The sequence below is a fragment of the Ignavibacteria bacterium genome (assembly GCA_025612375.1).
Taxonomy (GTDB): domain Bacteria; phylum Bacteroidota; class Ignavibacteria; order Ignavibacteriales; family SURF-24; genus JAAXKN01.
In genome coordinates this window covers 266,937-280,284 of record JAAXKN010000001.1, presented here as the reverse complement: position 1 = coordinate 280,284, position 13,348 = coordinate 266,937, and the positions used below count along the sequence as shown (strand labels likewise).

The following is a 13,348-nucleotide window of genomic DNA, read 5'->3' as shown; positions in this document are numbered from 1 at the left end:
AATAAAACTCCGTAAAGATGTCTATTACGGAGTTTTTCCTTTTTAAATTATGTAGTGGATTTAGCTGTCTTTCTTGTGGTGGTTCTCTTTCTGCCTTTCGGAGCGGCAATGTTTTCAGACGGGGCTTTCCTGGCTTTTCTTAATTCTTCGCCGGCCTGTTTGTATTTGTCTATGCTCGCTTTAATTGCGGCCTGGAATTTGTTAACTGTACCTGTGGTTGCTGTCAAGGCGGTATTGTAAATTCTGCCGCTCGTATCTTTTACCACATCAACTGAACTATCAAATGTTTCAGCAATATCATGTCTTAAATCTTTGCCCGTCTTCGGAGTAAAAAGGAAGGCAAGTATGCTGCCTGCGGCACTGCCGATGAAGATCCCGGTAATTAGTTTTTGATTGCTTTTGCGTCTGCTGTTAAACATATATTCCCTCGCTGTTAATTGTTACTTATCCTTAAGCACATCTGGTCTCTTACATATAACCATCGCATCTCAATATAGTATATAGCTAAAAACAAAGGAAATCAAGATCCCCCGGTGTTATTAATACCTGCCTTCCGAATTTTTTGCCGCAATAATTTTACGGTTGCTTTCAGAGGCCGGCTTCAGGGAAAAGGGAACATAGAAAAATGGGACATAGAAAAAAGGGAAAGACAAATGTTTTTATTCCGCCTTTCCCTTTTTCCTGGTACAAGTACTGCCTTAAATATTTGATCCGGTATTTTCTTCGGCCAGTGATTCTTCAACCATCTCTTTGCTGGTTTTTACTTTGTCAGTGGCATTTCTGTATGAGGTGATACCGGCATTAAAAGCTGACTGAATCTTGTTTATTGCCCCTGTTGTAACATTCTTTGCGCCCGAGTAGATATTGGAGGAGGAAGTCCTTACTTTTTCCATGGAATTATCCATTGTGTTCTTAATATCCCCTCTAAGCTCTCTGCCGCTTTTGGGAGTAAATAAAAATGTCAGAATGCTGCCGGTTGCTCCGCCAATTAAAACTCCTGTAATCATCGTTTTAGTCATGTTCCGCCTTTTAAACATAGTTGCCCTCCTTAAGTTTTATTCGTATCTCAAATCTGCTGAACGCTGTTTGTAATATTATATACGATAAATCCTTATAAGTCAATATTATAAATAAACTACGCGTTATGAATTTGGCGCCCTGCTCTCTTAAAGGGAAAGAAAAATTTATCCACAACGGAACTCTTTTAATATTGGTGCGTCCTAATTATTGAGCGCTCAAAAAAGGAAAGATTTTTAACAATTTCTTTTTAAGAGGTGGACAAATGAAACGGATAGCTGTTATTCTGTTTGGGGCGCTTTGCGTGCTCTTCTTCGGCTTTTCAAATGCCAGCGCTAATTATAATCCGGACTCCCGGGATGAAGAGTCCCTCCTGCAGTCAATAAAATCAAATAACTTCGATGAAAGAGTTAATTCCGCCTTTGCCTTAGGCGAGATAAAATCCTCAAAAGCTTTAATCCCTTTACTCCAGATGCTGCACAGTGAACCGGTCGAGGGCGCCAGGATTATGGCCGCACTCTCCCTCTATAAAATCGGCAATGCACAGGGCCTTTACGCAATTGAGCGCGCTGCCATATTCGATAAAAGTGAAAGGGTAAGAAAAATGTGCGCTAATTTCTACAACGATTACGTATTAAACAGTAAAGCTGATAGCCCCGATATTGAAAAGGATCTTCTGGAAGCCATTAAATCGGATGACTTAAATAGCCGTGTGAGTGCAGCATATATACTTGGCGAAATGAAATCATCCAAAGCAATGATCCCTTTAATGAAGATGCTGCGCGAGGAGAAAGAAGATGGCGGAAAACTGATGGCGGCATTATCACTTTATAAACTGGGCAATGCGCAGAGCATCTTTGCCCTAAGGAGAGCATATGAATTTGATGAGAGTGCTAGAGTCAAAAGAATGTGCGCAATTTTTTACAATACCTATCAGATCCAGGAAAAAAGCAAGTAATACAAATTTCCAAATATTAACTTAAAAGGGCTGTAAATATCAGAGTCTATAGCCCTTTTTTTTCTTCCACTCAGACCTCGGACATTGGACTTTCATTATTTATTTCATTTTCTTATATAATTATTAATGACAGCAATGAGTTGCACCATGGTCAGAATTGAAACCATATTTTTTTCAATTTCCGGAGAAGTATAAATGAACGAGGATAAATTGAACGGAGAAGGGAATTCGGATAAAATCGACGCTTTTACCGAAAAATTAGAACAGCTGCACGACCGTCTCTGGGAACTCTACGATGAGGCAGATGAACTGATGAAAGACCAGAATGCTGTAAATGAGATCAATTATATCTCCCGCGAATCGGCCCTTGCCGCCATGGCTTCCGTCAGGTACGGTCTGGATATTATGATCTCCATATGCGAAAGCAGCCTGGAATATCTTGGTGTTGAGTTTGAAGACGACGAGGATAATGAATAACTGCAAAATGTGAATATATCAAAAAATTATGCTGCGGAATCTTTGCGGAAAATGAAATAATATCTTATCATAAAGGGGTAAAATTTATATGATTTTAAACCGGGAGGATAGATTAAATGGCTTATAAGGCAAACGTTCCGCAGTATAAGGCTAACCTGCAGGCTGAAACCAACAGTTCAGCGCTCTATAGGGTGCTGGCGGAAACAGAAACAAAAGAAGAATTACAAAAAGTATACTTGCGTCTGGCTGAAACAGAGGAAAAACACGCCTCTTTCTGGCGCGAACAGATACTCAAGGCCGGGGGAAAAGACCCTCTTGTAAAACCCGACTGGCGTACAAAAATTCTCATATTCCTGGCGAAAAAGTTCGGACCCCAGTTTGTTCTGCCTACTCTGGTGGAAATGGAAGAAACAGGAAGCGACAGCTACAGTAAACAGCCTGAGACGAAAAAGACCAATATGGTCGCAGAGGAAAAGTCGCATGGAAGACTCTTTAAGGCTATGATGAATACCGGGGGACTTGAAGGCACTCAGATAGCCCGCTTTGAGGGCAGGCATAAGGGCGTGGGAGGAAACGCGCTCAGGGCTGCAGTCCTGGGCGCTAACGACGGCCTGGTCTCAAATCTGAGCCTTGTAATGGGCGTTGCCGGCGCGGCCGAAGGCGCTGCTCTTTCAAACGGGACAATTCTTATTACCGGATTTGCAGGGCTCCTCGCAGGTGCAATTTCAATGGCATTGGGTGAATGGCTCTCTGTTCAAAGTTCACGCGAGCTTTATCAAAGACAGATGAGCATTGAAGAAAGTGAACTTGCCTCTAATCCTCAGGAGGAAATGGAGGAACTCGCTCTTATATACCAGTCAAAAGGGATTTCTGAGGAGAATGCAAAACTTATGGCAAGCCAGCTCGTCAGTAACCCGAACACAGCGCTTGACACGCTTGCCAGGGAAGAGCTGGGCATTGATCCCGAGGAACTTGGAGGCTCGGCCTGGGAGGCTGCCGGAATGTCATTCGTCCTCTTTTCTTTCGGAGCTATTATTCCTGTAATTCCCTTCATTATTACCTCTGGCAGTGAAAGTATAATCCTTAGTCTTGTCTTAAGCGCTCTGGGACTTTTCGGAATAGGAAGCGCCATTACGGTTATGACGGGCAAAAGCATCTGGTCCTCGGGCACCAGGCAGCTTATCTTTGGCCTTCTTGCCGCCGGAGTGACCTTCGGCATCGGATGGTTCATGGGTGTTTCACTTGCCGGATAAAACTCCGCAAAAAAAAGGCGTACGGAGTTAACGTGCGCCTTTTTTATTAAATTCTTTCTTTTAATTGCTTTTTACTGCAGGAAGCGTAAAGGTAAATGTTGTTCCTTTGTTTAGCTTGCTATCCACTGAAATGGACCCTCCGTTTTTCTCGATAAACTCCTTGCATAGTATTAAGCCCAGGCCGGTACCTTTTTCATGCGCCGTTCCTTCTGTGGAAAGATTTGAGTCGATCTTAAAAAGTTTGTCCAATGAGGCCGGATGAATGCCTACGCCGGTATCCGTAACTGAAACCTTTACGTGACCGTCTTCCTTCGTTGCTGCAATTGTTATTTTCCCGTCGGGATTTGTAAACTTAATTGCGTTCGAGATGAGGTTCTGCAGCACGCAGTGCAGCATCTTCTCATCTGCAAAAACTGCAATATCCTTGTTTATCCGCTGCTCAAGCTTTATGCCCTTTGTAATAGCATTGTTCTTAAGAAGGGAGAACACGGGTTTTACCTGCCCGGGCAGGCTTAAAGCCTCAGGGTTAAATTCCATCCTTCCTGTCTGTATCCTCGACCAGTCGAGCAGATTCTCAATCAGGTTATAGATGTTCTTAACAGATGTATTTATATGCACAATGAAGTTTTTTACTTCGCCTGTCGAGAACTGCTCAAAGTCCTGCATCAGAAGGTTTGTAAAGCCCATGAGCCCGTTGAAGGGGCTCTTTAAGTCGTGAGCAATAATTGAGAAGAACCTGTCTTTTTCTGAAAGCGATTCCTGAAGCTCCTTTTCCGATTTTTCAAGCTGCTTGTTAAGCTCCGTCAGCTCTTCAGTCCTCTGTTCAAGCAGATACCTGTGAGTCTGAAGGTCTGTCGTATACTCAAGAAGCTCCTGTTCTACAGTCTTTTTATAAATGGCTGAAGCTATCTGCTCTGAAACGAATGTAAGGATCTCCTTTTCCTCTTCACCATATGCATCGGGGTTTTCATAATCCTGGACTACCATAACACCCGTTATTTTATCCATTACCTTCAATGGCACTCCGAGCCATATTTTGGAAGGAGTTCCTATTATTTCAACTTCACCCAGGTCTCTTAAGGCAAGATCCTGCTCTTCGTTGATCAGGGCTCCCTGGCCTGTTCTTAGAACATACTCGGTAAGGCCTTTTCCTACTTTCTTTGATTCCTGCGGGGGATCGAACTCATCAACAAAGTAGGGGAAACTCAGAAGCTCATTTATCTGGTCGTAAACTGCAATATAAAAATTGTCTGCCGGCATCAGGTCCTTTATAATTTCGTGCAGCTTGCTGTAGAGCATATCGAGGTCGCTTGTTGTATTTACAGCTTCTGATATCTTGTAAAGTGCATTATTAACTTTTTCGCTGCCCTTCCTGTCGCTGATGTCTTTTTGAATGCCAAGGTATCCAATAATATTGCCGCTTTCATTCAGTATGGAGCTCGCAGAGGCTTCAATTGGAACCAGCCTGCCGTCTTTGGTCTTATTTACCATTTCCCCCTGTACAGGCTGCTTTTGTTTGAGCAGGTTCCAAAGATGTGTGTACTGCTCCGGCGTGTGAAATCCGCTTTTTAGTATCCTGGGGGTGACTTTTCCTACAACCTCTTTGCAGCTGTATCCGTAAAGTTCTGTAAATGCAGGGTTAACATAAGTTATCAGTCCGTCGGGATCTGTAATTAAGATCGCCTCATTTGACCATTCAACGGCCTGTTTGAATTTGGCAAGTATTGCCTCGTTTTCTTTTCTTTCAGTCACATCAATCAGAACAATCAGTGTGGCAGGCTCTTTTCCATAGAACATATCCACACCTCTTATAACGGTGGATTTCCTGTATCCGGACTTGGTTACAATTTCAGTCTCATAATCGGGCAGAGCTCTGCCCTGGGATCTTTTGCTAAGCATTCCGGCAACAAATGCCTTCTTATCCGGGGCAACCAGATCCAGTACAGACCTGTTCATGAGTTCTTCATAGCTGTAGCCCCAAAAGTCAACTGCAGTATTATTTGCAAATACAATGCTTCCTTTTTTGTGAACAATAACGATATCCGGCAGGTTTGAAATTACGGCTTCTGAAGCTTCCTGGCTTTCCTGAAGCACCTGCTCGGTACGCTTGCGTTCAATTGCCATGGCTATCTGCGTGGAGACGAATGCGAGCAGTTCCTCGTCTTCTTTTGTATACCGAAGGTTTTCATTATCATAAATCTGAACAGCAAGGACCCCTATCTTCTTTGCATCGTAAGTCTTCAAGGGTACGCCCAGCCATTCAATCGATATGGCGCCCAGAAGCTCAACCTCATTTTTATCCAGAAGCTCACAATATTTTTCTTTTGTAACCAGCAAAGGCCTGCCGTATCTGAGGGCATATTCAGTAAGCCCGCGTCCGAACTTCCGTCGTCTGTTGTCCCCCGGCTTTTCATGCTGCGAATCGTATTTATCTACATAATATGGGAAAGTCAGCGTCTCAGACATATCGTCATAGAGCGCTAAATATAGGTTTTCCGCCGGAATGAACTCTTTTAATATTGCGTGCACCTTAGCATACAGCTCATCCAGATCCTTTGAGCTGTTTGCGGCTTCAGAAATTTCAAAGATTGCGGCCTGCTTTTTCTGCTCCTGCCTGTGCTTGTTGATATCCTTAAGCACTGAAACAAAGCATATGCCCTCTCCCTGGCTGTTTTTTACCAGTGAAGTGCTTACTTCACCCCAAAACTTCAGTCCGCCCTTTTTAAGAAAGGAAAGCTCGAGTTTCTTGTTCTCGCCTTCGGCAAGCATAATCTGGCGCAAATGCGAAACCTTCGGCCTGTCTTCCGGTGCAATTAAATCCGCAGCTTTTTTCCCGATTAACTCCGAAGTACTCTCATAGCCGTGAATTTCCAGAGTGCGGGGGGAAACCTCCTTAATAACGCCATCCAGGTCCATTATTATAATGGAATCCATTGAGGTCTCAATGAGTGTCCTGCAGATATCTCCGCTGCTGTAGTCTGGCTGGGCAGTGTTTGTAGGTATATTACGGCTATTTTTCTTTTGCATTCTGCTTCTGTATATGTTTTCCTGAGGTAAATCTCCCTAATGACAGTTTGCCTGAAAAAGGGGATTCAACCCTGCAGGATCTAAAACTTTTCCTTTGAACTATTTTCGAACAAATTGTCCGTAAATTAAGGGGAAAAATTTATATAAACAATAGGAGGTAAGCAAAAGAGGTAACTTTATTAGACTCTATTATTTAAAAAAATACTGAATCCCATCTGAAGCCCCACGCCTCCGATCAGCATTGCAAGTATCAGCCTTAGTGTTCTGCTCTTCAGGCTGTGGCTTAAATAAGTACCCAGGTAAACTCCCGGCAGCGAAAAAACAATTGCTAAAAGTGTCAATTAGCTCTTTGCCCCGGAGAGTTTAAGCTCATTTACTCTGGGGCTGCGGCTGTTAATCCAGCCTGAGGTGCCTCCTTCAAGATTATATACTTTTGGAAAACCCTGCTTCGAAAGATAATGAGAGACTTCAAATGAACGGTTTCCCGACTGGCATATTACTACAATCTTTTTATCGCGCGGAATTTCTTTTATCCTGCCTGCAATCTGACCTACAGGTATATTTACAACCCCGGGAACCATTCCGAAAGCCATAAGTTCAAAAGGCTCCCTTACGTCCAGAAGGAGGAGTTCTTTTTCACTTTTTATCATATCTGCCAGCTCTTCGGTGGAAATGTTTTCAAAAGGTTCGCCGGAATTTGAAACTCTTTTTGTTCCGCACTGAAGCGTCATTTTCCCATCAGAAGATGCCTCGGCAAAGGGAGGGAAGAAATCTTTCACAAATTCAATATATTCATCTTTGGTCCTTGCCTGCAGAAACGGGTTATCTTCCTTTTCTTCCATTAATACTGAATATTCATTATCCTCATAATCATGCCCCGGAAATATTCTTGTTTCTTCGGGCAGAGTCATAATTCTATTAAACAGGCTCTCATACTGATCCGAAGGATTTCCGCCCGGAAGGTCGCTTCTTCCTGCCTGCCCGACTAAAAGCAGGTCTCCCGTAAAAAGCATGTCCTGCAGGAGGAGGCTTATGTGGTTATCGGTATGCCCCGGTGTGAAGATTACACGGAATTCAAGTGATCCGGCTTTAATTACATCCCCGTCAACAACATATAGGTCAACTTCAACTGCCGCATTGGCCCTCAGTGTGTCGCCTATTCCGAACTTGTCGCCTTCATCAACAACTTTCCATTTATCCTTTGTATTTTCGTGCATTATTACTTCCGCCCCCGTAAGATTTTTAATTTCACCTGCGGCAGTAGTGTGGTCTGCATGGGTGTGTGTGTCGATTACATATTTCACTCTTACTCCAAGCTCATCAGTCATGTAAAGAATCCTGTCCAGATCCTCAATATTAGGATCAATTACAACCGCATCTTTTGATTCTTCGTCTGCAATTAAATAGCTCAGCGTACCTGTATCATCTTTCGAACGGATCTGCCTGAATATCATAGTCTCTCCTTGAATTTCTTAAAAACAGCTTTTGCCCTTTATTAGTGTGATACATGAAAAAGCTAAAGGTTTCATGCTTTGGCCAGGAAAAAACTATCGCTGCTGAGGGAATTCTTCACTACTAAAATTCCCGGGAATTGCTTATTTTTATCTTAACTTAAGAGGCGGCAATATTATTATTTGCAGTATTGTTTGTTTAGATTTGCATGATATTAAAAAGTTTTAACTGATGTCACATAACAGCAGTCATTCACATAGCCATTCACATCAGCACGAAGGGGCAGGAGAGTACAACAGGATTTTTGCCCTCGGTATAGGACTTAACCTGCTTTACGTTCTGGTAGAGGCGGTATTCGGTTTTTCAATAAATTCCCTGGCCCTGATTGCCGATGCGGGGCACAACTTAAGCGACGTGCTTGGACTCGTGCTTGCCTGGGGAGCCTCACTTCTTGTGCAAAAACCCCCGACTGAGTACAGGACCTACGGCTTCAGGAAAACTTCCATTTTTGCAGCCTTGCTTAATGCCGTAATTCTCCTTATTACGGTTGGAATGATCACTTTTGAAGCAGTTCAGAGACTCAGAAATCCCGAAACGATACAGGGCACTGTAATGATAATGGTGGCCTTTATCGGGTTTTTAATCAATAGCGCAACGGCACTTTTATTCATTAATGAAAGAAAGAAGGACCTTAACATAAAAGGCGCATTTCTTCACATGACGGCCGATGCCGCCGTGTCGTTAGGCGTTGTGGCTGCCGGAATAATTATACTTTTTACCGGCTGGAACCGCCTGGACCCGCTCCTTAGCCTCATTATTTCGCTTGTAATTGTTATAGGCACCTGGGACCTTCTAAGGGATTCATTTAACCTTGCCATGGATGCCGTTCCCTCACACATTCCGGTCCAGGAAGTAGTTGAATACCTAGAACACCTGCCGGGCGTAAAGGAGGTGCACGACCTTCACATCTGGCCCCTTAGTACCACTGAAACGGCTCTTACGGTTCATATTGTTAAACCAGATGCCGAGGTGAGCGACGAGCTGACAAGCAGGATCTGCCGCGAGCTGCACGAAAAGTTCGGTATTGACCATCCCACAATTCAGATTGAAAAAGCCTCAACATCAAAAACCTGCCGGACGAGCAATGTGTAGGCAGTTCAAAAGAAATTTCTGCATGAAGTGAATTCTTCCTCTGTTTCTTGACAATAGAACTCATAAGTAATATATTCCGGAATTTTAATACAATAAGACAATTTTTACTGAAAAACAGGCATTTCTGCCGGATTATAATATATAGATGACTTTTATGAATATTCAGTTCAACGCCCTTAATTTTGGCTTGTCGGAAAAGATAATTTTAGCTATTGTTCTGGGCGCAATTGCAGCAGTTTTGTCCTTTAGGCTGAAGTTCCTGACTAAAAGCGGCTCCCGGGCTGCTTTTCTGCTCGCAGTCCCAGTTTTTGGACTGGGAGGCTGGAAGTGGGGAGTGCCGCTTCTGTACTTCTTCCTTTCATCCAGCATTCTTTCAAAGCAAAGGAAAAAGCATAATCCCGGGGTTGATAATTACTTCGAAAAAACCGGTGTGCGCGATTATCTCCAGGTTATTTCAAACGGCGGCCTGGGGGGAATTCTGGCAGTAATGGACTATTCCCTTAATTCGGGCGCGTTTTACACGGCCTATATTGGAATGCTTGCTGCTGTCTGCGCCGATACGTGGGGTACCGAAATTGGAACCTGGGCAGGGTCAAAGACGTATAACATCCTGAACCTGCAGATGTGCGAACAGGGGAGCTCAGGAGGCGTATCTCTTGCAGGCACTCTCGGCTCTGTTGCCGGGGCGCTTACGGTTGCGATCTCCTCTGCATTGTGGGTAAATAACGGATTATTTCTGTACTTTTGTATTATTGTTTTTTCCGGCACCTTGGGAAGCTTAACCGACAGCATACTGGGAGCTGCTTTTCAGGCAGAATTTTACTGCACACAATGCGGTAAACTTACTGAAAAGAAGTTCCACTGCACGAGGCCGGCCATTCATAAAAAGGGATTTTTATGGATCGGAAACGACGTAGTTAACCTTGCTGCCGGCATAACCGGCGCAATTTTTGCAATTATTTTCCGGAATATATTACACTGAAAATGAAAAATATATTACTGACACTTTTATTTCTGGGAACGCTTTCGGCCCTGAGCCGTGCGCAGATCGTCAACACACAGCCTCTGCCTGAGCATAGCACACCTCTTGTGAACCTGCCCGCAGCCTATGCACGCGCGATGGATGCATTCCAAAAGGGGGACTATGTAAAAAGCTACAGGCTCTTTGAAGGCTTTTATGCAGAAAGAGGAGTAGACGAGGAACTCTCTTCATCTGCAAAGTACTATTCGGCTGAAAGCCTCCTGAGACTGAACCAGGTTGATGCTGCAACCGCTGAATTCAGCTATTTTACCGGCAAGTACACAGAATCGAACTTCCGTGCAGACGCGCTCTATAAGCTCGGAACCCTCTACTACAGAAAGAAAGAATATGCTGAAGCACGCGAGACTTTTAAGACACTAATTGAAGACTACCCTTATAATGAATACGTCGGCTCTGCAATGTACCTCACAGGTGACTCCTACAGCCAGGAGGCGCGGTACGATGAGGCTATTAAGTATCTGGATGACGCTATTGTAGCCAGGAACAACAGCAAATATAAGCCTAACAGCATTTACCTTTTGGGCATCATTTATGAGAAGAAGGGCGACTACCGCCAGGCCGTTGCCAACTATGATACTCTTCTTGCTTACTATAAGACAAGCCCGCTTGCTCCTCATGCACAGATAAGAATCGGCCTCTGCTACTTCGAACTGAAGGAATATGATAACGCAATACTGGAACTGAACGACCCTCTTATTAAGGAACTTGCAGACAGCCTCCAGACTGAAGCCAAATATATACTTGCCAACTCATACTACAGGCTGAGAGAATATAAAGAGGCGGGGGAAACATATAATGAAATCTTAGGGGAGAAACCTAACACTCAGGTCGATAGGAACGTCAAATACGGACTTGCCTGGGTCAATTTTCAGCAGGCAAAGTATGAAGAATCATATAACTTGTTTTCATCTTTAACCGGAAAAGGGGAAGGTGACTCCGTTTCCGTCAAATCACTTTTCTGGAGCGCTGAAAGCAGGCGTTATGCCGGAAAAGATGACGCGGCACTAAAAATTTATGACGACTTTCTGAAAAGATACCCCTCCAGTTCACTGGCTTCACAGGTAAGATACCTGATCGGCGTGGTAAAATACAAAACCAACAAGGAAACGGTCTCGGAAGAATACCTGAAGGATGCCGCCGGCTCAAGCGATGAAACCGTGCGCGGCCGTGCGCTTGCTGTTCTTGGCGAGATCAGGCTTAAGGCAAAGGACTACCCTGCAGCAAAAAAATATTTCAGCGATGCACTCGCCCTTCAATCGCTTGCCCCTGAACTTAAAAATAGCAGCATGCTTGGCCTTGGCATAGCTGACTACTACCTGAACCGCACAGACGAGGCGGTAAGCTCGCTTAATAAACTTGCTTCTGAAGCCCCTGCATTTGAAACGGGCAAAACCCACTTCTACCTGGCCGAGGCATATTTTGCTAAGAAGGATTTTAAGAAGGCCCTTAAGGAGTATAACGCAGCCGGCGAAAAGGAAAAAGAACTTGTTTCCCAGGTGCTCTACGGGAAGGCTTATACATATTTTAACCTGAAGGAATTTCCTAACGCATCTTATAATTTTTCCGAATACTTAAGAAGATATAAGAACAGCCCAAATTCCAATGACGCCAAGCTCCGCCTGGCCGACAGCTATTACGGGGAGAAGAAATTTGCAGAAGCAAGCCGCATATATAAGGAAGTATTCCTGGCCGAGAGCAGCATGAGCAGCGACTACGCTTATTATCAGTATGCACAGGCCCTCTATAAAGCAGGCAACTCCAATGAAGCTATTAGGGAGTTCTCAAGTCTCCAGGAAAAGTTTCCCGATTCAAAGTACGTGGCTGAATCGCAGTATATCATCGGATGGATATTCTTCCAGAAGGGAAACTACCGCCAGGCTGTTGCAAGCTATCATACACTCTTAAGCCGGTACCCTTCATCCTCTGTTGTGCCTATTACATATAATTCTATCGGTAACGCTTACTTCAACATGGGCAACTATGATTCAAGCATCGTTTATTACAACAGGGTTATAACAGGCTACCCTGCAAGCAGCTACGCTTTTGACGCCGTAATGGGAATTAAAGACGCCTATATGGCAGATGACAAGCCGCAGCAGGCAGTAAATTTCATAGACAACTATGCTGCTGAAAATCCGCAGGCCGCAAATATAGACCAGATAATGTTCAGAAAAGGGGACCTCTACTTCAACCTCAGGAACTATGAAATGGCCAAGAAGAGCTACAAGGACTTTGTAAGCCAGTACCCCAAGAGCCCGCTTGTGCCCGATGCATATTACGCTATCGGTAAAAGTGCCGAAATATTAAAACAGAATGAAGAGGCCCTTTATAACTTTAACATAGTTTTTAAGAGTTACCTCACGACGGATCCCGGAATAGCCTCCGTGCTCGAAATGGGGAAGATTCATTCGGATCTTAAGAACTATGACGCTGCAATAAGCATTTACTCTACGGCAATAGACAAGTTTCCCCCGGAATCCTCCAGGATACCGGAGATAATGTACAACAGGGCAATGGCATATATAGCAAAGGGTGACCTCCCGAAGGCTTATGACGATTTTAATTACCTCATACAGTACTATTCAGGCACCTTATTTGCCGCAGATGCAAAGTTTGAAATTGCCCTCATTGAACTTGCCAGGAAGAACTTTGAAACAACGGATATGCTCCTGAAGGAACTCTCTTCAGAAAGAACAGACGAACTGGGAGCCAAGTCACAGTACTATTACGGAGTTTCACTCCTTGAGCAGAATAAATTAGATGACGCTATTTCGGCTCTTGTAAGGGTTAAATTTGCATTTGCCGGATTTGACGAGTGGCTTACAAGCTCTTACCTTAAGCTTGGTGAATGCTATGAGAAGAAAAATGACAACAATAAGGCCAGGGAAATGTACCGGATGGTTGTAAGCCGCCATCGCGGTGATAAATTCGGAGCCGAAGCACAAAACAAATTACGGACGCTGGACTGAT

Annotated in this window: 11 protein-coding genes; 6 read left to right on the top strand and 5 right to left on the bottom strand. The window is 44.0% G+C overall.

The window, feature by feature from the left end; translation table 11 throughout:
* Positions 1-47 precede the first annotated feature (47 nt).
* Positions 48-419, bottom strand: coding sequence for a YtxH domain-containing protein (locus tag HF312_01090; protein ID MCU7518776.1), 372 nt, complete (start codon positions 417-419; stop codon positions 48-50).
* Between the two features lie 279 nt (positions 420-698).
* Positions 699-1,037, bottom strand: a complete 339-nt coding sequence (locus HF312_01085; GenBank protein ID MCU7518775.1) for a YtxH domain-containing protein — start codon at positions 1,035-1,037, stop codon at positions 699-701.
* A 245-nt stretch (positions 1,038-1,282) separates the two neighbouring features.
* Here HF312_01085 and HF312_01080 point away from each other — a divergent pair, with 245 nt between their 5' ends.
* The 3 genes from HF312_01080 to HF312_01070 all read left to right on the top strand — a co-directional run bounded on the left by HF312_01080 (position 1,283) and on the right by HF312_01070 (position 3,705).
* A complete protein-coding gene (locus HF312_01080; GenBank protein ID MCU7518774.1) occupies positions 1,283-1,975 on the top strand; it encodes a HEAT repeat domain-containing protein in 693 nt (230 codons plus the stop codon).
* 195 nt (positions 1,976-2,170) lie between these two features.
* Positions 2,171-2,452, top strand: a complete 282-nt coding sequence (locus tag HF312_01075; protein ID MCU7518773.1) for a hypothetical protein — start codon at positions 2,171-2,173, stop codon at positions 2,450-2,452.
* 116 nt (positions 2,453-2,568) lie between these two features.
* A complete protein-coding gene (locus HF312_01070) occupies positions 2,569-3,705 on the top strand; it encodes a rubrerythrin family protein (GenBank protein ID MCU7518772.1) in 1,137 nt (378 codons plus the stop codon).
* 60 nt (positions 3,706-3,765) lie between these two features.
* On the opposite strand, the gene HF312_01065 is transcribed toward HF312_01070, so the two are convergent.
* The 3 genes from HF312_01065 to HF312_01055 form a co-directional block, all read right to left on the bottom strand.
* Positions 3,766-6,732: a PAS domain S-box protein gene (locus HF312_01065; protein ID MCU7518771.1), complete on the bottom strand. Its 2,967-nt coding sequence runs from the start codon at positions 6,730-6,732 to the stop codon at positions 3,766-3,768.
* A gap of 179 nt (positions 6,733-6,911) precedes the next feature.
* Positions 6,912-7,073 (bottom strand): hypothetical protein, encoded by a 162-nt coding sequence (locus HF312_01060; protein MCU7518770.1) that lies wholly within the window; start codon positions 7,071-7,073, stop codon positions 6,912-6,914.
* Complete coding sequence (locus HF312_01055; GenBank protein ID MCU7518769.1) at positions 7,074-8,186, bottom strand: MBL fold metallo-hydrolase; 1,113 nt, start codon at positions 8,184-8,186, stop codon at positions 7,074-7,076.
* 229 nt (positions 8,187-8,415) lie between these two features.
* Between HF312_01055 and HF312_01050 the strand changes: the two genes are divergently transcribed.
* The 3 genes from HF312_01050 (at position 8,416) to HF312_01040 (ending at position 13,347) form a co-directional block, all read left to right on the top strand.
* A complete protein-coding gene (locus HF312_01050; GenBank protein ID MCU7518768.1) occupies positions 8,416-9,336 on the top strand; it encodes a cation transporter in 921 nt (306 codons plus the stop codon).
* A gap of 154 nt (positions 9,337-9,490) precedes the next feature.
* Positions 9,491-10,318 carry a DUF92 domain-containing protein gene (locus HF312_01045; GenBank protein MCU7518767.1) on the top strand — a complete coding sequence of 276 codons (828 nt, stop codon included), beginning with the start codon at positions 9,491-9,493 and terminating at the stop codon, positions 10,316-10,318.
* Between the two features lie 2 nt (positions 10,319-10,320).
* Entirely contained in the window at positions 10,321-13,347 is a 3,027-nt protein-coding gene (locus HF312_01040; protein ID MCU7518766.1) for a tetratricopeptide repeat protein, read from the top strand.
* Position 13,348 lies beyond the last annotated feature (1 nt).

Bases quoted from the DNA above. Each gene is read 5' to 3' on its own strand.
- HF312_01090 (MCU7518776.1), bottom strand. From the start codon at position 419: ATGTTTAACAGCAGACGCAAAAGCAATCAAAAACTAATTACCGGGATC.
- HF312_01085 (MCU7518775.1), bottom strand. From the start codon at position 1,037: ATGTTTAAAAGGCGGAACATGACTAAAACGATGATTACAGGAGTTTTA.
- HF312_01080 (MCU7518774.1), top strand. From the start codon at position 1,283: ATGAAACGGATAGCTGTTATTCTGTTTGGGGCGCTTTGCGTGCTCTTC.
- HF312_01075 (MCU7518773.1), top strand. From the start codon at position 2,171: ATGAACGAGGATAAATTGAACGGAGAAGGGAATTCGGATAAAATCGAC.
- HF312_01070 (MCU7518772.1), top strand. From the start codon at position 2,569: ATGGCTTATAAGGCAAACGTTCCGCAGTATAAGGCTAACCTGCAGGCT.
- HF312_01065 (MCU7518771.1), bottom strand. From the start codon at position 6,732: ATGCAAAAGAAAAATAGCCGTAATATACCTACAAACACTGCCCAGCCA.
- HF312_01055 (MCU7518769.1), bottom strand. From the start codon at position 8,186: ATGATATTCAGGCAGATCCGTTCGAAAGATGATACAGGTACGCTGAGC.
- HF312_01050 (MCU7518768.1), top strand. From the start codon at position 8,416: ATGTCACATAACAGCAGTCATTCACATAGCCATTCACATCAGCACGAA.
- HF312_01045 (MCU7518767.1), top strand. From the start codon at position 9,491: ATGAATATTCAGTTCAACGCCCTTAATTTTGGCTTGTCGGAAAAGATA.
- HF312_01040 (MCU7518766.1), top strand. From the start codon at position 10,321: ATGAAAAATATATTACTGACACTTTTATTTCTGGGAACGCTTTCGGCC.